A 22,127-nucleotide genomic window follows, 5' to 3' on the forward strand; every position below is an offset into this window, starting at 1 on the left:
CAGTTTCACAACTCGAAACATCAAAGATTACTGTTGTTAACTAATCGATAAATTAATCATGTCTACTTTCAGTTCCGCTAGCAACTTTCCAACCAGCACAAATCCCCAATCCCTGACTGCCGAAAACTTTAATAACGACAATATCCCAGACTTAGCCATCAGCAGCGGAACCGCTGTTTCCCTATTAATAGGGGACAGCCAAGGAGGATTTGGCACTCCCGCCAACGTAAATCAATCCAGTCGTACTCCCATCGTAGCAGGTAATTTTAACACCGATAATTTCCTAGACCTAGCCGTAACTAACTGGTCTGGTGGAGAATTTCCTAGTGGTTCCGTTTACATCTTACCGGGTACTGGTCAAGGTACTTTTGGCAACTCCACTAGCTTTAGCGCCGGGACAAACCCGCCCAGTGCGATCGGCGTAGGCGATTTTAACGCAGACAATTTATCAGACATAGTTGTAGCAGACATTAATGGTGGCGTTTCCATCGGATTACAAAACGCTCAAGGCAACGGTTTTGCTATTGAAGAAAATATATCTCAGGTAGGGACAACTCCAACCGCGATTGCAGCGAGAGACTTTAACAGCGATGGCCGCCTCGATCTTGCCATCACTAGCAGCGGTTCTAACAACGTTTCCATCCTACTGAACACGGGAGGCGCTGGTGCAGACCGATTTTCAATCGCGGTAAATTATGCAGTTGGGACTAATCCAACATCCATTGCCGCAGGAGACTTTAACGGTGACAACATTCTAGATATCGCCATCACCAACAGCATTTCTAACAACATTTCCATTTTACTTGGAACTGGTCAAGGTGTCTTTGGCAATGCCACCAACTACTCAGCGGGAGGCGATAGTCCGGCATCGATCGCAGTTGCCGACTTAAACGCCGACAGCAAACTCGATATCGCTGTGGCTAACAATCAATCAAACAACGTTTCTATTCTAACTGGAACCGGTCAAGGCACTTTTGGCAACCCCATTAACTACGCAGTCGGGACAAATCCAAAAGCGATCGCCATCAAAGATTTTAACGCCGACAACAAACCCGATCTCGCCACCGCCAATAGCGGTTCTAACGATGTCTCCATCCTGCTGAATACCACCGTTGAGGTCAATTTCGGCGCAGCCACTTACAGCGGCACAGAAGGAACAACAGATACCATCGTTAATGTCCCAGTCACCATCAGCGGCGGCACTCCCTTCAGCGATCTAGTTGTACCAATTGTTATCGACCCCAGCAGTACAGCTACCCAAGATTCAGACTACACTTTTTCACCTGCCACTCTCACATTCAGTGCAGGTACCAACACCCTCACTCAGAATGTTGCTGTCACTGTCAAAGCTGACAATATCCCAGAGAACGCCGAAACAGCGGTGTTCAGCTTTGGTACGATTACTGATGGGATTGCAGGTACAACAAAAGAAACAACACTAACTATTCCGGCCAATGACGCCATAGATTACGCCATTGCTGCCGGTACTGCCAGCCTCGCCGAAGGCAACAGTGGCACTACTCCCGTTACTTTTACCGTGACTCGCAGCGGCGGGATTGATGCTGCCAGCAGTGTAAATTATGCAATTGGAGGAACTGCTACAAACAGCAGCGATTACAACAATATCGGCGGCACTTCTGGGGGAACTAGCATTACTGGTACGGTTAATTTTGCGGCGGGCGAGACATCGAAAACCATTACTTTAGATGTATTGGGCGATGCGATAATTGAACCGGATGAAACTATTACTGTTACTCTGTCAAATCCGGTTGCGCCCGGCCCGACTCCGACTATTACCGCTGCTACCGCTACAACTACGATCGGTAATGATGACACTGCCGGAGTCACCGTCAATCCTGCCAGCGGATTAGTGACGACAGAAGCAGGCGACAGCACTACATTTACCGTTAAACTTAACAGTCAACCCAGTGCTAATGTTAGCATTGATTTGAGCAGTTCCAATCCCGCCGAAGCAACAGTTTCCAGCAACAGTTTAACTTTCACGCCTGCGAACTGGAATCAACCGCAAACGGTAACGGTGACAGGTGTTGACGACAGCGTTGCTGATGGCAGTAAAACTTACAATATTGTCACTGCTGCGGCTGTCAGTACCGACATTAATTACAGCAATCTCAATCCCGATGATGTCAGCGCCAGCAACAGCGATAATGAAACTCCTGGCATTACGATTAATCCTGCCAGCACAAATGCAACGGAAGGCGGTGCAAATGGAAGTTACACTGTTCAGTTAAATAGTCAACCGATCGCACCTGTTACGATTAACTTGGCTACAGGCAGTCAAATTCAACCAATTACCGCACTTACTTTTACAGCGAATAATTGGAATGTCGCTCAAACTGTGGCGGTGGCTGCTGTGGACGACAATGCAGTTGAAGGAAATCATGCAGGTGCGATCGACCATACAGCTACCAGTACCGATACTAACTATAACAGCATCACAATTCCGGCTGTTAGCGTCGCCATTACCGATAACGACTTCCCAGGCGTTTCTATTAACCCCACTGCTGCGAATGCAACGGAAGGCGGTGCAACTGGAAGTTACAGCGTTCAGTTAAATACTCAACCGACAGCACCTGTTACGATTAACTTGGCTACAGGCAGTCAAATTCAACCAATTACCGCACTTACTTTTACCGCTAATAATTGGAATGTCGCTCAAACTGTGGCGGTGGCTGCTGTTGATGACAATGCAGTTGAAGGAAATCATACGGGTGCGATCGACCATACTGCTACCAGTAGCGATGTTAATTATAACAGCATCACAATTTCACCTGTTAGCGTCGCCATTACTGATAACGACAATACGCCGACACCAACCCCAACTCCTGCAACCCCAACCCCAACTCCTGCAACCCCAACCCCAACTCCTGCAACCCCAACCCCAACTCCTGCGATACCGACACCCACTCCTGCGCCAGCGCCAATTCCTGCAACCCCAACCCCAACTCCTGCAACCCCAACCCCAACCCCAACTCCTGCAACCCCAACCCCAACTCCTGCAACCCCAGCCCCAATTCCTGCGCCAACGCCAACGCCATCAGCAGATGTCGCCGTTACTAATAGCGATAACAAAACCCTTTGGTGCGGTTTGGAAAAAGGATTAGACAAACTAGAAAACATTGTTAACGACCAACTTAATGATTTCAAACTGCCAATTTTAGGACGACTCAGCGACATTTCTCCGAATTTTATTAGCAATTTCAAAAATAGTCTGGTCAATACGATTAAAAATGCAACAGATTTCACGCCTAGTCAGCTCCAAAATAGCATTCAGGAGGTTGTTGGGTCGGCATTCGATGTTAAAGTCGAGAGCAGTTCAAATCCCAATGACAGTAACTTAGTCATTAAAATTGGCAAAAAATATCAACTAGATGATATTAAGTTTGCTGAAGATTTAGGATTGCCCGCACTCGGATTGAAAGTCAAAAACCCTCCGAAGCTATCGAATCAAGTTGTCGCCTTCTCACCGACTACAAATCTCTCTCGCTTTGCCAATTTATCCAATGATTTAGAAGCATCAAGCCTCAATTCGACTATCAGTAATTCAGCCGCATTAGCACCTGTTATAGATAGTAGTAATGGCTCTCGTTCTAGTGCGATTGTTCCTTCTCAGAGTTTGATTTCGCCAGTTGCTAGTCTTTTCAAGACCCCTGAAAAATCGGGATTTGACTATGAATTATCTATTGGTGTCGGTTACAACAAAGATTTTGGCTGCTACATCGATACGGACAATACCAAATTGAACGCTAACTTTAAGTTAGCACTTCCTGAGAATTTCAAGGTTCAAGCTAATCTCGCTTTTTTACAAGCTGAATTTACCGACGATCCTGAAAACCCAACTCAACTCAATGCCAACTTTGAAGTCAAGTTGAATGACTTAGATAATCTGGGCGGTACTGATGATGGCAATCGTTTAACTTTGTCTGAGTTGGACGGGAGTTATCAGTTAGAAGACTTATTTCAATCTAGCCTAACCAGTAATGCCAATCTCGGCTTGCACGGAAAAACTAGCATTAATGGCAATGCTGCTTTTCCATCTTTTGACTTGGATTTGGCAGTCAATTGGCCGCTGATTAATTATAGAAACGGTCAATTAAATAATTCGCCGTCGTCTCCAAATTCATCGAGTATATCAAATTTCAATTCATCACTGACATCCAATCAGAATTTGTCAGCGGCTTCACGGTTAAATCAATTGCTAGGTTCCTCAAATTCAAACACAAGCGCTACTTCAAATTTATCATCATTGTTGCCATCAAATAATCAGGTAAATATAGGCTCGCCAACCACCAACAATACCTTTGCTGGCTTGCCTAACCCGAAAGTCGAATTTAACAACCTCAAACTCGACTTGGGAACCTTTATTACTAACTTGGCAAAACCAATACTCACCACTGTTTCTGATATTATTGACCCTTTTAGACCCATTATCGATTTCCTAAATACAGACACTAAGTTACTGTCAGAACTTGGCGTTGCTGATTCCTTTGATAACAATCGAGATGGCCAAGTTTCGATCTTGGAACTGGCAACTAAATTATCGACTGGTAATGTTGCTACTGACTTCTTAAATGCAGTTATCAAAATCGACGAGATATCGCAATTGGCAAATAGCCTGTCAAACTCTTCAAAAAATATTGCCATCGATTTAGGTTCCTACAGTTTAGGCAATATTAATGTTGCCAAGCCCAACTCTAGCCTCAAAAACAAAACACCGACACTGAAAAACTCAGTCTCCGATATTTCTCAACAAATTAATTCTAAAACAGGCGGCAATAAAAAAGATTTTGTCAATAAATTCAAGAGCGTTCCGGGCATAGACTTGCCAATTTTAACCAAGCCAGAAACAGCAATTCAACTTCTTTTAGGAAAACCTGATGTTGTCCTTTTCACCTACGATATGCCTCCACTGGGAATAGATTTCAATTTTAAGAAAGAGTTTCCTATATTTGGGCCGATATCAGGGTTACTTGAAGGCAACTTTAATGCGTCAGCACACCTCGCATTTGGCTACGATACTTACGGATTAAAAGAATGGAAAGACGATGAATTCGATGCGTCATCAGCCTACAAAGTTTTAGATGGTTTTTACGTGAGCGATCGCGCAAACCCAGACGGTACTGGTGCGGATGTTGATGAACTTAAAATCAATGCTGGTATTAAAGCCGGGCTCGGAGTAAATGCAGTAGTGGCCAGCCTTTATGGAACGGCTGGAATACAAGGAAGCATAGGCATTGATTTAGTAGATATTGGAGAAAATAACGGCAAAAGCGATGGTAAAATCCGAGGCTCAGAAATTGGCTCCCGCATTAGTAAACCCTGGGAACTTTTTGATATATCAGGTCAAGTTAATGCTTTTTTAGGGCTGGAGTTTCAAGCTATAGTTCCTTGGGAATTTTGGGAAGGAAAACAAACAGTTTGGAAAAGAAATTTTGCTACATTTGAGTTGGCTAAATTTGGCACTGGGGAAAGTTCAAGACAGAGTGGTAGCGGTGTTAATAGTTACCTAACGGGAGCTAAAGTCTTCTTTGATTCTAACTTTAACGGTATCCAAGATGACAAAGAACCCTTCACAATTTCTAACGTCGATGGCAGTTTTAATTTAGATGTCTCTCTTCCAGAATTTGACAAAAATAACAGCGGCGAAATCGAACCGGATGAAGGCAGACTGGTAGTTACTGACGGTATTAATACCGCTACTTATTTACCCCAGCAAACAGCGCTAACAGCAACACCTGATACTACTGTTGTGACGCCTTTAACTACTCTGATGCAGAAGATGGTTGCACAAGGTATCAATCCTAATGAAGCAGAGACTAAAGTTAAAGCAGCATTTGGAGTACCGTCAACAATTGATTTGACTGGCTACGATCCGCTACAGGCAATTACTCAAAACGATCCGAACGGTTTGGCGGTTTATGCAGCACACATTCAGGTACAAAACGCTGTTGTTCAGACGACAATTTTAATTAGCGGGATTTCGGCTAACTCTAAAACCGATATTGCCGATCGCATTGTTTCCACTATTGCCAATCAAATTCAATCCGGGGCTGTCGATTTAACCAATCCCGCACAGTTACAAAGCATCATTCAGTCTGCTGCAACTCAACTGCAAGCACAAAAAGCGTCCGATCTTGCACCGGAAGTTGCTAAAATTATTGCTGAAGGGAATCAGCGGGTACGGGCGATCGCATCCCGCAACCTCCCACTTTCAGATGCAGCTACTAAAATAGCCAAAGTTCAACAGGTAGAACAAGGTGAAGTCGCTAAAGACTTGCAGCAAGTCGCAGCCGGAAATAAAACAATTCAGGAGGCGATCGCAGAAAATACAGGCACATCCTTAGACGCACAAATTCAATCGGCAAGCGTCAATAACCCCACAATTCGCAAGAATATAGACAGTGACTTCACTGCTGCGGAACCTTTCCCCGACAGCGGCATAGAATTAGTCAACAATTCCCCCAATCAAAAAATCGGTACTGATGGCGACGATACTCTAGGTGGCGACAGCAGCGATGACGTTTTAAGTGGCAAAAAGGGAAATGATTTGATCTTTGGTTTTAACGGCAATGACTGGATTAATGCCAATCAAGGCAATGACTTAATCAATGGCGGTTTTGACAACGATACCCTTTACGGCGGCAAGGGAATTGATACCATTACAGGTAGCGATGGTGACGATATTATCTTTGGCAACCGAGGCGACGATCTGCTAGATGGCAGCACTGGCAATGATACTTTGCGCGGAGGCAAGGGAAATGATACTATTATTGGGGGTGATGGCAACGACTTCCTATTCGGTGAAGATGGAGATGACACTTTGATCGGAGGTGATGGCAACGATCGCTTCTTGCTATCTCCCAATTCCGGTATCGATATTATCTTGAATTTTGAAGACGGAAAAGATTTGCTTTCTCTAGGCAACAATCTTACTTTCTCCCAACTGTCAATTACTCAAGAAAACAATGCAACTTTCATCCGTTTATCAGCAAACGGAGAAATTTTAGTCTCTCTAAATGGGGTGTCGTTCAGTCTAATTAATGTCGCCGATTTTGCTTCAATCTAATAGCAAGTAGTCGCACATAACTACGGTTTATGTCCGACTCTCAGAGATTGGGGCTAATACTTTAGATACAGAAAGTAGATCTACTTACCAGCAATCGTTAAAAATTCCACTCAATCTCCGGGAAAAGGCTAGACTGGAGCGCAGACATATTCAGTAAAACTATATCTATATTGCCACTGTGTTCACAAATAAAGATGGCTATAGTTATACTTACTGATTTTGGCAATTAAGTGGGATTCAATACCCGCTCAATGGCCGCTCAATACCCTCTTGCTGCTAAATGCGAAGCGCGTTATGGCGAAGGATTCTCGGAGGAATTATGATGAACCTAAATTTAGATACTATTTTCTCATCGCTGATGAACCCGGCACTGAACGAGTTTCAGGTTTGGGCTTTGCAAAACCCGGAAGAAAGTCTCAGCAAAACGATGCTACCGCCGATCGCCCTGATTGAGGGTTTGATTGCCAACGAACCCACGTATTTGCCGATAAAACGGCTGGCTTTTGGAGCCAACTTTTGCTGCGCGGGGCAAGTCGTGATGGGAGAGTTTGACACGCTGGAAAAAGCACTCACATCGCCCCAGGCACGCGGATGGCGGCTGGGTACTTCTGTACTCGATCCCGATCGCGCGCCCAACCAAGATGTCGGCGGTAGGAACCTTTTCCTGCTGTCTTTGTCCGATCGCGAACCTGACGGTAGCAGCAACCACGCGGCATTCCGAAGCTGTATGCAGAAGTATCTGTTCAACAGTGCGACAGCGGATCGCCAGGGAGACGAAATCGCCCGACGGTTGCTCGATCGGCTAGCTGTAGATTATGCCCAAATGCCACACGGTGCGGGGGGAGCGTTTTTTACCGATGTCAAGCGGGGTTGGATGGGATTTTTAGTCCGATATCTGCACTACGTCATCTTTGGGATTAATCCAGACGATTCAGAGTCGATCGAACTTCTCACCGAATTGCATTACACCCGCCAAAGCCCGCTGCACTACTTCGCCGTCATCGGCAACCTGCTGCAAAGCCTGAACCTCTTTGGACACGGGGATTTGTCCGCTCTTATCGAGCGTGCAGCGACTATCTATGAAAATTCCCCAGCTTTAGCCGACTTCGAGAAGAGCTCGGAAAATAACGGCATGACTAAGCGGGAATTGGCAAAGCTGATGACATCGATTATGGGCATAGCGGGAATGCAAGGCCCCCTGCACCTGGGCTACACGGCAATGGGATACCGCCCTCTCCCCGCCTATAAAGGACAGCAGACGGCCGAAATTAACCCGACTGATTTTTGGGATCAGCTCGATTTGGACGATCGCCAGTCGATCGAACTGTTCCTCTTGGAATGCGCGCGCCTCTGGGCCCCCGTCAGCGCCACCCACCGAGTCGCGACAGAGCCTTTCAGCGCAACGGTAGCGGGCAAAGAGCGCACCTTCCCTGCCGGAACCAAGGTACTGATACCGCTCAGTTTGGGGCTGCTAGACGAGAGTTTCTGGGGCTCTACGGTATACGAATTCAACCCTAAGCGGGAGAATCTGTGCCCTTTTCATATGGGATTTCATTCCGTGGGCGATCGGAGTGCGGGACGGATTTGCCCCGGTAAAGACATCGCACTCAAGATGCTGGTGGATGTCGTGAGTACGGTAGGCAAAGTGCGGCGAAGCTCTGAGCCTAACTTGCAGCGGTAATTAATCCAAAAGCTCGATCGGACAGCGGTTGAAACTGAGATATTATATCATTCTCAAGAACAGGCTTTCCGGCCTGTTCCACAAAGAATTAATTGCTTGTGGGGAGTAGGGGTTGGGCAGGAAAGCCCGCACATAAAAGCCTTATTGAGAATGATGCAAGATGTGAGTTGAAACCGCACGCCACATAAACTATTGAGCGATCGACTAAGAAATCAAGGGGGTATCTAAGAGGAAACCAAAGCACAACTATTTTGAGGGATAATACCATGTTAATCGAAGAAAAGCAACTAAAAGACATCGCTAATTGGATGAAAGTAGAACATCCAGCGGAGTTACCCGAAGTCCTGCAAGGTATCTTTTTTATGGACGGGAATGTTTTACCAGACGATTGTCTGACGATGTACAGTTCAGACTGGAATGCTGAGAAACGGACGTTATTGCTGCGCGTTTTTGACCCAGTTATCTGGACCTTTCATTCATCAATGGCGGGACGGATGTTAATTTATTTAGTCAAATTTTCTCGCTTCAGCTACTTGTTCCGATTCTCTGATGCAACTTTGCAGCACGGACATATCACGCCGATAGTGTTTGGATGGTCTGTGCCGCCGTGGCTGGTAGATTTTTTGATTGATCGAGATCCGAACACTCCGAATGGAGATATCTGGCATCGCACAAACTCGTTTTTCGGCAGACCTGCTGAGAGCGGATATATACTCCGTAGGGTTGTAGACAAAGATGGCAACTACACATCAGCTTTTCCAGATATGCTGTCTAAAGTTGAGAGTGATTGTTTAATCATTGCCAAAGAGTGAAAATTTTTACAAAAACTACAAAACCCGCTTCGTTAGGCGGGTTTTGTTGATCGAAGCGGCCGGATTTTAACCGAGAACCCCCAGTAACACAGTTTTATTTGCTAGCCTATAAAGGCTATGCAGCAAGCTTTAGCAGGCTGTTGTCAATTCTTCCTATCAATAATTCGGGTAGTGTTGGATTGGCAACTGTAGAATAAGGGTTTCAGGGCGATTGCACAATCGATATCCCAACGGAAAATCAACGGTTTCAGACTAGGATCTAAAAACACTCCTGACTATTGATCGTTGACAGTGTAAAGCTTGAAACTAGAATGGGGAACACGAGTTCTCTGTAAAGTGCGATCGCCATCTCCTCATGGGATATTGAGGGTAGGAAACCTCTCCGTCCAGACTCATCATTATAACAAAAAATCTGGCTTTCACAAGGATTTTATTCAGTTGACACAAGCTCGAAAGCTCGCATTTATCTAGGTCATTGTTGACAGGGTTGCAGTTTATCTTTCCTGAATCTACTGTGCTCTCACTTGATTCAGGTAGATGAACACAAACATTCTCAAAATAGCTGGTTCTTTGGGCTTAAAGTCCCTAGGTATTTACTTTGGAGGAATTTGTCATGACTAAAGTTTCACCAATCGACTCTTATCAACTTGAGCAATTACTAAAACGCCTCGAACAAATTGAAGCTAAGCTCGGAATCAAAGTTGGCTCAGGTGGCGCAGAATCAGGTAAAGAAGCACAACATTTTTGTGCTTTGCCAAAGGTTCATCCACGCACTTTCGATCCCAGCGTGTCGCCGGAGCGTGCTCGTCTAATACGGTTACTCGGGAAGAAGTGGGTTAATGGTACAAAGTTACGTTATTACTTTTTTGAGAGTGGTTCCTATTCAGGCGGGAATGAACAGAAGGAGATTGTGCGGCAGGGGTTTGATGTGTGGAAGAAGGTAGGGATTGGTATCAAGTTTGAGGAAGTTCGCAACATCAGCGAGGCAGAGATACGAATCGGCTTTTTGGAAGGGGATGGGGCCTGGTCATATGTTGGCCGCGATACAATCGATATTCCTAAACAAGGCGAGCGTACCATGAACTTCGGATGGGATCTTCGGGCTGATCCCCGTGGGGTAGATGTCCCTGTTCACGAGATAGGCCACGCTTTAGGTTTCCCTCATGAGCACCAAAACCCGTTTGCAGGTATCGTATGGGACGAAGAAGCCGTTTATAAATATTTCGGTTCTCCTCCTAACGAGTGGGACCGAGATACAACTTTTTATAATGTGCTCCAAAAGCTTGCAGTAGGAGAAGTGGAGGGGTCAAAGTGGGACCCCAACTCAATCATGCACTACGCTTTTGCAGCGGGACTCATTGAGAAACCTGTGGAGTATCAGAACGGATTAAACCCTGCTGGCGGACTTTCTGAGCAGGATGTGTTGCAGGTACGATTATTCTATCCCCCGCTTGATGACTCAAGTTATACAGAACTTAAACCCTTCCATTCCGAGATTCTGTCCCTCGCGCCTGCTGAACAGAAGAACTTTGTGATCAAACCCTCTGCTACCCGAACCTATACAATTGGAACCTTCGGAAAACTAGATACAGTTATGGTTCTTTTCGAGGATCAGAGTGGTGACCTGAAATATGTTGCTGGTGACGACGACAGTGGCACAGACTTGAATGCACAAATCAATGTTCGGCTTTATCAAGGTCGGCGGTATGTGTTGAGAATCCGCTTATACTCTAACTTTTCTGGTGGTGAAGCCTCAGTGATGCTTTGGTAAGGGCTGCCGCAAAATTTTAGAGAGGAAAGCGATTTCTCAAAGTAGTGCATGGCCACCCGTAGAGTATATGGGGCAAGCTATTTTCTATTTTGTCTTTTTTCTCCCAATAGAAAGCGGGTAATTTGCTCATCAAGCAGCAGGTGATGCGCGAGGAAGGCGGGTTTGGGCTGATTGGAGTCTGAAACGAGGTACAGCAGTTTGTGGTGACTTAGGGGGGCAGAGAGCCTCCCGTCTCCTGCCTCAACACTCCAATTTCTAGCTTGGGTGAAAAAGTGAGATGCTCCCTAGGTAGGACACGGCGCTGTGTAACCGAAAATGATATTACTTCTGGCTCATCAGAGTTTATTTGCCATGATTATACAGCGTATTCTAGGTTCATAAAGTAGTAGGGAAAAGGCAATGCCTTTTCCCTACGGGGATTCATGGATCAGGGGTGTACTTCACAAATAACGTGGAATCTGCTGTAAGATGTTTGGTTTCACCCTTTTTTGATTTGCCAACCGTCTATTAATCCATCGTCCCTACAATATTCTCACCTAATTAACTAGCTCGATCGCACTACAGGAGAGCAAAATCTGTGGCAGTAATCACGCTTGCAGGCACATTGCTGAGAGTTGCCAAAAGTTGCCCGGAACCAGTAACTCGGATGAGAGTTGAACTATTCTCGGCAACAATGCTCAGTTGGGAGAAATCCAGACCACCCATTAAGCCGATCGAATCGATGCCGTATTGAAAGTCTAAAATAGTCTCGCTGCCGAGGTCAAGACCCAAGATAAATCGATCGTTCCCGGTACCTCCAATCAGAGTATCATTCCCTTGATCTCCGAACAAGAAATCGTCCCCAGCACTGCCGAGCAAACTATCCTCATCCTTACCGCCGTAAAGAGTATCGTTCCCAGTCTCCCCGTTAACGGTATCCTGACCTTCATTGCCAAACAGCAAATCGTTGCCCAAACCGCCGCATATTTGGTCTTGTCCGCCCGTAGAACCAATGGGGAGGGGGCTACCAATATCCCCGTACACTGTATCTTCCCCCTCGCCGCCACAGATAGTATCACTTCCTTCATCGCCAAATAGCAGGTTGTTGCCCAATTCGCCGACAACTAAGTCATCGCCCTTGCCGGCACGCACTGTATCATTACCATCACCACCTGCGATCGTATCTTGATTTTTCTCCCCGCTGAGGAAGTCATCGCCCGCCAAACCGAACACCAAATCGTTGCCAGTCAAATCCGGGTCGAAAGGGTTAATAGTTCCTCCGTAGATAGTATCGTTACCCTCGTCGCCAATTAAAGTATCGCTTTCTTGGTCGCCGAAAATAATGTCGTCATCTTTGCCGCCGTAAACAACATCCTCGTTCTTGCCCGCAAAGATTAAATCATCTCCAGCAACCCCGTTGAGGTAATCATTACCCTCATTGCCAAACACCAAGTCGCTGTCTATATCTGGGCCAACCGGGAAAGCACTGTTAAGTCCCCCGTAAATATTATCATTGCCCCGCAACCCTGCCAACAAATCATCGCCGTCAAAACCATTTATTTCGTCACCGTTATTAGTGCCGAGAATAGTGTCGTTGCCGTTAGTACCGTTGCGGGTGTTCGTGACAGAATTTGGACCCCGAATACTGCTAATGCTGGGTAAAACAATTTGCGAACAAATGCAGTCAGCATCTTGTCCTTCTTGCGGTGGTAGTGGTGTTGGTGTTGGTGTTGGTGGGACTTGGACGAAGGAATTGCCAAAGTTAATATTGCTAACATTAGTGCCACTGACAGCAATAATATCAGCAGGATTGGCAGTAGTTTGCGTCCAACCAGGTTGATTAACTTCCCGAACTCGATAATTTCCCGGTACTAAATTAGCGAAACTGTAGCCGCCCAAACTATCAGTTGAAGTGTTAACTTCTCCAGCATCTAAAGAGTCATTGCTGTTAGCATCAAGGAAGATTTGCCAGTTCGGCAACAGCGGTTCTTGAGCATCCAAAACCCCATTGTTATTGAGGTCATTAAACTTGCTACCGGAGATGCTAATATTTTGGAAATTGCCAAAATTAATTCCACTACGACTTTCGCCACTACCCAGATTAACCGCCGCCGGATTAGCAGTAGTTTGCGTCCAGCCAGTCTGCTGGACTTCCCGCACATTGTAGGTGCCGGGATTGAGATTGTTGAAACTGTAATTACCAGAATTGTCAGTGGTAACAGTAGTTTCGCCCGAATCTAAAGAGTTGTTCCCGTTAGCATCTAGGAAAATTTGCCATCCCGAAAGACCAGTTTCCTCTGCATCCTGAGTACCGTTGCCGTTGCCGTCGTTAAATTTAAGACCGCTGATGCTGCCTTGTTGCACGGGAGTGGGAGTCGGAGTTGGAGGCGGAGTGGGAGTCGGAGTTGGAGGGGGTGTTGGAGTCGGAGTCGGCGTTGGTGTTGGCGGGACTGGTTGGTTGCCGAAATTGGCAGTGGAAGTTTGACCTGGATCTAACGGAACCGTTCGGGGGTTAGGGGTGGTTGCCGTAAAACCTGTCGGTATCACTTCTCGGACGTTGTAGGTGCCTGTTTGCAGGTTGGGGAAGCTGTAGCTGCCCTCGGTACCGGTAGTAACTTGGGTTTCTCCGGTGTCTGGAGTGCCGTTGTTGTTAGTGTCAAGGAAAATCGTGACGCCAGGGATGCCAATTTCTCCGGTATCTTGAGTGCCGTTACCGTTGGTGTCGTTGAATTTAGTGCCAGTTATGGTGCCGGCCTGGAGGCTATTGCCGAAATTAACTGTAGCAGAAGTAGTTTGACCTGCCACCAGAGTCACTGCAACCGGATTGGGAGTAGTTGGCTGGCTGAATGGCGGCACGACTTCCCGGACATTGTAAGTGCCTGCGGGCAAGTTGGGGAAAGTAAAGCTGCCATTGGCCCCGGTAGTAACGGAAGTTTCGCCCGCACCGAGGATGCCGTCACCGTTTGTGTCAAGGAAAACTGTAACTCCGGCGACACCGAGTTCTCCGGCTGCTTGAGTACCGTTACCGTCAGTGTCGTTAAATTTAATCCCGGTGATGCTGCCCAGTACAGCGGGTATTGCTTGGTTGCCGAAATTGACCGTAGCAGGAGTAGTTTGACCTGCTGCCAGCGTCACTGCAACCGGGTTAAGCGTAGTTGTTTGACTTCCAGGCGGTACAACTTCCCGGACATTGTAAGTGCCTGCGGGCAAGTTGGGGAAAGTAAAGCTGCCATTAGCCCCAGTCGTTGCGGAAGTTTCTCCGGCACCGAGGATGCCGTCACCGTTTGTGTCGAGGAAAACTGTAACTCCGGCGACACCGAGTTCTCCGGCTGCTTGAGTGCCATTGCCGTCAATGTCGTTAAATTTGATGCCGGTGATGGTACTCAGCGGTACTGGTATTGCTTGGTTGCCAAAATTAACGGTAGCAGGAGTAGTTTGACCGGCTGTCAGAATCACTGAAACCGGGTTAGCCGTAGTTGTTTGACTTCCAGGCGGTACAACTTCTCGGACATTGTAAGTGCCTGCGGGCAAGTTGGGGAAAGTAAAGCTGCCATTGGCCCCAGTCGTTGCGGAAGTTTCTCCGGCACCGAGGATGCCGTCACCGTTTGTGTCGAGGAAAACTGTAACTCCGGCGACGCCAAGTTCTCCGGCTGCTTGCGTGCCATTGCCGTCAATGTCGTTAAATTTGATGCCGGTGATGGTACTCAGCGGTACGACAACGGGAACAGGCTGTGCGGAAAATTCCGAAGTGTTGCCAGTGGTGTCTGTTGCTGTCGCGGTGATTAATTGACCTGCGGTGACTGCTGCTGGGAAAGTTTGATTGAAGGCAGCGTTACCGGCGGCGTCAGTAGTTACCGGGATAGAAGCGATGAAGGTTTGGCCTTGGGTGCCAGGGGGAGTGTTGGCGAAAAATTGGAGGGTGAATGTGGTACTTGGAGTGCTGTTGAAAGTACCCGCGACCGTGACGCTGCCAGCACTGGCGGTAGCGGTAGTTAGTACAGGAGTGTTTTGGAGGTTGTTTGCACCGGTGTCGGCGTCGCCCGCATCGTTGGCGGTGATGCCGTTGTTACCGAGGTCGATGCCTAAGCCAAGGTTGGCGAAGATGGAGTTGTTTTGGATGCTGTTGCCGGTACCGGAATTAACTGTGACCCCAGCTATAGCGTTATTGGCTATAGTATTCCCCAGACCAGGTGCTGTGCCGCCGATCGCATTATTGGAAGAGTCAACCAATACCCCAGGAGCGCTATTCGCCACTGCGGTAGTGCCGTCGGTTCCGACGCCGATGAAGTTTCCCCGCACAAAGTTACCTGTAGCTCCGGCATTAATGATGACACCGCTACTGCTATTGCCAGAAATGACGTTGCGCTCAGCGGCAGTCGAGTCCCCGCCAATTGTATTGTTGGTGGCATTCGCAGTTATAGCAACGCCAAAAGCGCCGTTGGCGATGGCTGCCGTACCTGCGGTATTGGTGCCGATGAAATTGCCCCGCACACTGTTCCCTGTTGCACCGACACCCGATATGCTGATGCCACTGCCAACATTGCCAGAAATAATGTTCCGAACCGCTGCTGTATTGCCACCGATCGTATTGTTGATCCCATTGTCTATGACGACGCCAGCACCGTTGCTCAAGGCTGTTCCAGCGGCATTGAGGCCGATGAAATTGGCTTGGACAGCGTTGCTGCTGCTATTGTCAACAATGCTGATGCCGCTGTTAGCATTACCGGAAATGACGTTGCCCGCACCTGTTAGACTACCGCCAATCGTATTATTGTTTGCGCTTCCCTGGAGAGCTACGCCCACACTATTTGCAACTGCATTGGTACCGCTGACATCTGTACCGATGTAGTTGCCTAGGAGTTGGTTGTTGATGGCTGCCGCGCCAGCAATGACTGCGCCAGTACCGTTACCAGAAATAATATTGCGGGTAGCCTCCGTGCTGCCCCCAACTATATTGTTAGCTGCCTCTTGGATAACTACTCCGGCACCGATGTTAGCTACTGCCGCCGTACCGGCTGCATTAGTGCCAATAAAGTTGCCCAGTACAGAGTTGCTCCCGCCAGCAAGGATGACACCGAAAGTAGTATTGCCGGAAATTACATTGCGATCACCCGGGTTAAGCCCGCCAATTATGTTACCGGTCGCACCGGACTGAATGACGAGGCCAAATACGCCGTTGGGTCTGGGCAGAGTACCAGTTGCATCAAGACCGATGTAATTGCTAGATACTGTGTTTCCATTGCTTTCGACGGAGATGCCTGCGGTGGTGAAGCCATTGATTATTAATCCCCGCACGGTGCTACCACCGCTACCAGCAGCAAGGATCAGACCGTTTCCAACAGTATTGTTGCCAGATAGCTCGATAAGTGGGACGCCTGCAAATCCAGCCTGCGAGGTAGCGTTGATGATTACGGGAGCGGTAATAGGTGGCAGGATCGAGAGGGGCGCGATCGTCTGAACGCCTGCACCAGGAATGGCAAAGTTAATAATATCCGCCCCAGTAACGGCATTGGCTTGAGTAATCGCATCTCGGAGCGAACCCGGCCCAGCATCGTTGATATTAGTAACAGTAAACGTCGCCAAGGTATGTGCATAATTTGCCATTACCTCCGGCTCGATCGCCAATGCTGTTTTAATCGCTCCAGTAGCATATTCAAGTACCCAGTTTCCGCCTTTTTCGGCACTGCCCGTAATATCTGAAGAAGCAGCAACCGACGCTTTTGTTAACTTGCTCAGCTTTTGTACAAAAGCCTCTCCTTTTTCACCTGCTGCTACGTTACATCCGTATAGCAGAATTTCAAATCGATTTTGAATTGAGTTGACAGATGACGAAAACCACCGTTTCAAACAGTCGCGATATGTTTCTAAATTGTCGGAATTCAGCCGAGTTTGCCCTAGCTGCAAACTTCCCGATTCCCCGTGAGAAATAATGTGAACGCTTTCTATACCTTTGCGGCTCTGCAGTGCTTCGGCAATTTGTTCGATGCCGTCCCGCGCCCGATCGACTAAAATTACCTCTATCCCCGCTTTAACACCAACCGCCAGACTTGGCCAATCTTCAACTGCTGAATCTACGAATACTATTTGTTGGTTTTTCATAATTACTGTTTCCCCATGCACCTAGTTAGGTTTTCAAAATGTTGTTTCCGTGCGATGATAGTCGCTACTTCAATCCACCACAAATACGGCTACCACAAAACCTGCCTTTAACTCAGTACAATTTGTACAGACAAAGCTTTACGATTATCTATTTTGGTGATTCTTGTAAATCTGTTGGATTTGGAAAGTTGCTCGATCGCACTTTTTCATTCTCAACTTAAAAAAACCAGACCCCTGGTACAGCTAGCTTGTTCCCGATTACGGAAATTTTTCAAAAAACGTAAGCATAATTTACACAAGTTAATGTACGGTTTTTTACTAAGTACACTTTTGTGAAAAAAAATCCAACTCTACGCAAATTCCAAACCCAGAGAGTGGTAGGTATCCAGCCATTCTTCAATCTCTAATCTCCAGTCTCGAAGCTAAAACCGCAGGGCTGGGATTTTGGCAAATTCAGCGTGTCCCTCATAACATAGAGGAATAGTCGCCTTCATGGCATCATAGAAACTTGTCCGTCACATAATAGAAATAGATGACCGCTCAAAACTCCCCTGTTTCCCCCGTCACTTGGATGGAAGACCGAGTTCTGCTAATTGACCAAAACCGACTCCCGAAAGAATACGGTGTAGTCGAAATTAGCCGCTACGAAGATATGGCTGAGGCGATTAAAACTATGATAGTCCGAGGTGCTCCGGCGATCGGGGTAGCAGCAGCTTACGGGATGTATTTGGGGGCGCGAGAAATCGAAACCAGCGATCGTACTGAGTTTTTAACTAAACTAGAACAAGTTGGCGAGTTATTGCGATCGACTCGTCCCACGGCGGTTAACTTGTTTTGGGCAATATCGCGAATGCTCAAAACAGCCGAGAGAACTAGCGGTTCTGTCGAACAAGTGCAAAAAACTTTGTTAGAAATGGCCAAAACCATTCAAGCAGAAGACTTGCAAACTTGTAAAGATATCGGCGACAAAGGTTTAGAAGTTCTGCCAGCTACACCCGAAAAATTGAACTTACTAACTCACTGTAATGCCGGTGCATTAGCAACAGCAGGCTACGGTACTGCTTTAGGTGTATTTCGTTCTGCTTGGCGAGAAGGAAGACTCGGAAGAGTTTTTGCAGACGAAACTCGGCCCCGTCTCCAAGGTGCAAAACTTACCACTTGGGAATGCGTACAAGAAGGAATTCCTGTTACATTAATAGCCGACAATATGGCCGCTCACTGCATGAAACTCGGCATGATTCACGCAGTAGTTGTCGGTGCAGACAGAATCGCTGCTAACGGCGACGCCGCGAATAAAATTGGCACTTACAGTTTAGCAATTGTTGCCAAAGCTCACAACGTCCCGTTTTTTGTTGCTGCGCCTCTATCTACCATAGATTTTGAACTTTCCGACGGCAGCCAAATTCCCATTGAAGAACGCGATCCAGTTGAAATGTATCAAGTTGGAACTACGCGGATTTGTCCTGTGGGAGTCGAATTTTACAATCCCGCTTTTGACGTAACTCCGGCCGAATTAATATCGGGAATAATAACAGAACACGGTACGGTTGCTCCTGGGGCATTGAAACAGTTTCAGGCAAAACAATTAGTTTAATTGTATGTTGCTCAACCGCTCATTCCGCCGGTTATCTGTGAAATTAAGCATGATTCCTAGCAGCCGCAACTGGCAGCTCAAAGTTGCGATCGCAGCTCTAACTCTGCCAGTTGTTTTCAGTCCTGTCTCGGAAGCTCAAGTGTCACAAACGCTTACAGCTAAGGAATCACAAGCCAAAAAATTTGTGGGTTCGATGAATAAAGCTCAGCAAGTTTACTATGCTGAAAAAGCAGGCTTTACAAGTTCTCTTTCCAATCTATTGGTTTATCTCGGTCTCCAAGTTAAACCTAACTCAGCCAATTACAGCTACTCGATCGGCATGGTGAAAAAAGGTGCTGTATTTAACTACGGAGTATCGAAGCAAGCTAATCTCAAAAGTTTTGTGGGAGGAGTCTTTTTGGTGGCAAATAAGACCCAAACAATCTTGTGTATAAATGCTGCTCCTGGCAAGACTAAACCACCTAATCCAACTAATACCAAAGGGGTTTTAGAATGCGCTGCTGGTACAGCAAAAATTAATCCATAAATTATGTCGAATTTACTGTATAATTTGGCAGACAATTGGATAGTAAGCGCCGATTTAGCTAAGCAATTACTTTTAGGTGGCGCTACTCTGCTCGATGCTCGTCAACCTATTTTAAAGTGGTTTTGCCGTCTCCCACCAGCTATTTCCGTAACTTGGCAGGAATTTTCTCAATCGCACTTTCCCCAAAAGGGAAAAATTCTCGAAAATAATACAGTTTTAACTCAAAAACTGCAAGCAATTGGAATTTGTCAAGACAAACCTGTCATAGTTGTTGCCGATCAGATTAAAGGGTGGGGCGAAGATGGGCGAATTGTTTGGATGTTGCGGACTTTGGGACACGAAAAAGCCGTTTTTGTAGATGGAGGATATCGGGCTTTAATCAAAGCTGGGATTAATCGAGTAAAAGCTGCAAACAATCCACCGCAAACAGGAGATTTTGTAATATCTCGCCGCTCGAATTGGGAAATTCAGCGGGATGAATTGAAAGCTATTTTAGGCAATGATAATTTAGTAGTTATCGATGCCAGAGAGCGGCGAGAATATGCAGGTAAAACGCCTTACGGAGAAAAGCGGGGCGGCCACATTCCCGGTGCGGTTCACCTCTATTACAAACAGTTAATGGACACACAGGGACAACTGCTGAGTCGCGGGGAGATTGTCGCTATTTTGCAACAAAAAGGAGTTTCGCAGTCAACTCAAATTGTGAGTTATTGCTCCGGGGGAATTCGCTCTGCATGGTTGACTTGTGTGTTGACAAATGCAGGATTTAATGCTAAGAATTATGCAGGTTCTATGTGGGAATGGTCGGCGTCGCCAGCAGATAGTTATCCTTTGTCAGTAATCCTTTCACGGGCGGGCTAGAAGCCCAACCCCTACTCCCCACAAAAAATTAACTCTTTGTGGAACAGGCCGGAAAGCCTGTTCTTCTTCAAGAAGTCGGGAATCTAAAACAAGAGCGTTTCAGGTTGAGAATCTCTAACCGACTTGTTCGATATACTGAGCGAGATCGTCGCGCAGGCGGCTGAGTTCGGCTTCGGTGGTAACGCGCACGCGATCGTCCCTAACCGTAATCAGCACTTTTGCAGCAAAAGGAGTTGGCCAGATATTCGGGTTGCAGAAAACTTCCAAAAATACATCCCCTGCATACCGATATTCCATAGGTTTCTGGGGAGAAGCTTTAGCGCCAGCGGTTTTGACGGCTACAGCTTTCAAGCTTTCCATCAAAGCTGCAATTTCGCTTTGCAAATCCCGCGCGGCTTGCGGGGAAAAGCTAAAGGAGACAGAACCTTCGACTAAATTCAGTGTCAGCGGAGAAAGAGACATGGGCAATGAAATTTAACATACTATTGTTAATGATAAAAAATATAGTAACCCAAAAGAAGTACATTCCAGCTCAATTGGACTGCGAAACTGGTAAGTAGTTAGACAGAATTAATTACACCAATACATAGTATAATGATATTTCCGGCAAAATTATGAGTTAATTACAGTTTCCTATGATGTTTATCAGAGAAATAAACCCTCTTTCGTCTAAATTGTTACAGCGAATTTATCGCCAAAGCCGACATCATCAGGTACGTCAACGAGCACATTGCCTCATATTAGCTTCGCAAGGAATAAAAAAAGGAGAGTTAATGAATATTTTCAGCATAAGTTATAAGACCCTCTATAACTGGTTCAATCGGTGGGAAGTAGAGGGAATGATAGGACTTTATAATAAACCAGGAAGAGGTTCTAAGCCACTATTTAACTCTTCGCAGAAAGCCCAAATTAAAGAGTGGGCTAAACAAGAACCAAGGCAATTAAAAAATGTTAGCCAAAAAGTTCAAGAGACCTGGGGCATAACTCCCAGTACAAAAACAATTAAAAGAATACTAAAAACTCTAAATATGAGTTGGCATCGTATGCGAAAAGGAGTTGCAGGAACGCCTCCAGCCCAGGAATATCAAGAGAAAAAGGCGCAATTAGAAGAATTAAAGCAATTGGATGAGCCGGGTAAAATTGATTTATATTACTTGGATGAAACGGGGTTTTGTTTGATTCCTTGTGTCCCCTATGGCTGGCAGGAAATCGGAGAATATTTAACAATTCCTAGTCGTCGTAGTCAGCGAATGAATGTACTAGGAATTATGAATCGAAATAACCATCTTGAAACTTATATTTCATCTCAAAGTATTAATTCAGATGTGGTTATTGCCTGTATTGATGCTTTTTTTCCCACCGTAGATAAGCCAACGGTGATTGTCACTGATCAAGCTTCTATTCATACCAGTGATGCTATTGTTGACAAACTTGAAGAGTGGAAACAACGTAATATTACTCTCTTTGAGTTGCCTTCTTACTCTCCAGAATTAAATTTAATTGAAATTTTATGGCGGTTTATTAAGTATGAATGGATTGAGATATCTGCTTACAAGAATTGGGGAACTTTTGTTACATCTGTGGAAAAAATCCTGAAAGAATTTGGAGAAAACTATGTAATTAATTTTGTCTAGCTACTTATTAATTAAAATTTGTCTCAAGAAGCTAGGCTAAATTAATGAATATAAATCTAGTCGCAAGCTAGATTCCGCAAGAG

At 46.1% G+C, this 22,127-nt stretch carries 10 protein-coding genes; 8 read left to right on the forward strand and 2 right to left on the reverse strand.

What is annotated here, in order from left to right; all coding sequences use genetic code 11:
• The first annotated feature begins 58 nt into the window (after positions 1–58).
• The 4 genes from QUA03_RS08825 (at position 59) to QUA03_RS08840 (ending at position 11,351) form a co-directional block, all read left to right on the forward strand.
• A complete protein-coding gene (locus QUA03_RS08825; protein ID WP_333211350.1) occupies positions 59–7,087 on the forward strand; it encodes an FG-GAP-like repeat-containing protein in 7,029 nt (2,342 codons plus the stop codon).
• 319 nt (positions 7,088–7,406) lie between these two features.
• On the forward strand, positions 7,407–8,768 hold the full coding sequence (locus tag QUA03_RS08830) for a cytochrome 450 (protein WP_333211351.1): 1,362 nt from the start codon (positions 7,407–7,409) through the stop codon (positions 8,766–8,768).
• Between the two features lie 266 nt (positions 8,769–9,034).
• Positions 9,035–9,580: a hypothetical protein gene (locus tag QUA03_RS08835; protein ID WP_333211352.1), complete on the forward strand. Its 546-nt coding sequence runs from the start codon at positions 9,035–9,037 to the stop codon at positions 9,578–9,580.
• A gap of 613 nt (positions 9,581–10,193) precedes the next feature.
• Entirely contained in the window at positions 10,194–11,351 is a 1,158-nt protein-coding gene (locus QUA03_RS08840; protein WP_333211354.1) for a M12 family metallopeptidase, read from the forward strand.
• A gap of 558 nt (positions 11,352–11,909) precedes the next feature.
• Here the strand turns inward: QUA03_RS08840 and QUA03_RS08845 are convergent.
• Complete coding sequence (locus QUA03_RS08845; RefSeq protein ID WP_333211356.1) at positions 11,910–17,429, reverse strand: SdrD B-like domain-containing protein; 5,520 nt, start codon at positions 17,427–17,429, stop codon at positions 11,910–11,912.
• Between the two features lie 532 nt (positions 17,430–17,961).
• Between QUA03_RS08845 and mtnA the strand changes: the two genes are divergently transcribed.
• From mtnA to QUA03_RS08860, 3 genes are read left to right on the forward strand one after another with little or no spacing between them, the layout of a single operon-like run.
• On the forward strand, positions 17,962–19,023 hold the full coding sequence (mtnA, locus tag QUA03_RS08850; RefSeq protein WP_333211358.1) for an S-methyl-5-thioribose-1-phosphate isomerase: 1,062 nt from the start codon (positions 17,962–17,964) through the stop codon (positions 19,021–19,023).
• Between the two features lie 49 nt (positions 19,024–19,072).
• Complete coding sequence (locus QUA03_RS08855) at positions 19,073–19,549, forward strand: type IV pilin-like G/H family protein (RefSeq protein ID WP_333211360.1); 477 nt, start codon at positions 19,073–19,075, stop codon at positions 19,547–19,549.
• A gap of 3 nt (positions 19,550–19,552) precedes the next feature.
• Complete coding sequence (locus QUA03_RS08860; protein WP_333211362.1) at positions 19,553–20,410, forward strand: rhodanese-like domain-containing protein; 858 nt, start codon at positions 19,553–19,555, stop codon at positions 20,408–20,410.
• 114 nt (positions 20,411–20,524) lie between these two features.
• Here QUA03_RS08860 and QUA03_RS08865 read toward each other — a convergent pair whose 3' ends face one another.
• Positions 20,525–20,872, reverse strand: coding sequence for a hypothetical protein (locus tag QUA03_RS08865; protein ID WP_333211364.1), 348 nt, complete (start codon positions 20,870–20,872; stop codon positions 20,525–20,527).
• Between the two features lie 173 nt (positions 20,873–21,045).
• On the opposite strand from QUA03_RS08865, the gene QUA03_RS08870 reads away from it, so the two are divergent.
• The gene (locus QUA03_RS08870; protein WP_333211366.1) at positions 21,046–22,044 is read left to right on the forward strand and encodes an IS630 family transposase; all 999 of its coding nucleotides are present in this window, start codon (positions 21,046–21,048) and stop codon (positions 22,042–22,044) included.
• Positions 22,045–22,127: the final 83 nt, after the last annotated feature.

Source organism: Microcoleus sp. S36b_A4 (genome assembly GCF_036700645.1).
GTDB lineage: Bacteria > Cyanobacteriota > Cyanobacteriia > Cyanobacteriales > Microcoleaceae > Microcoleus.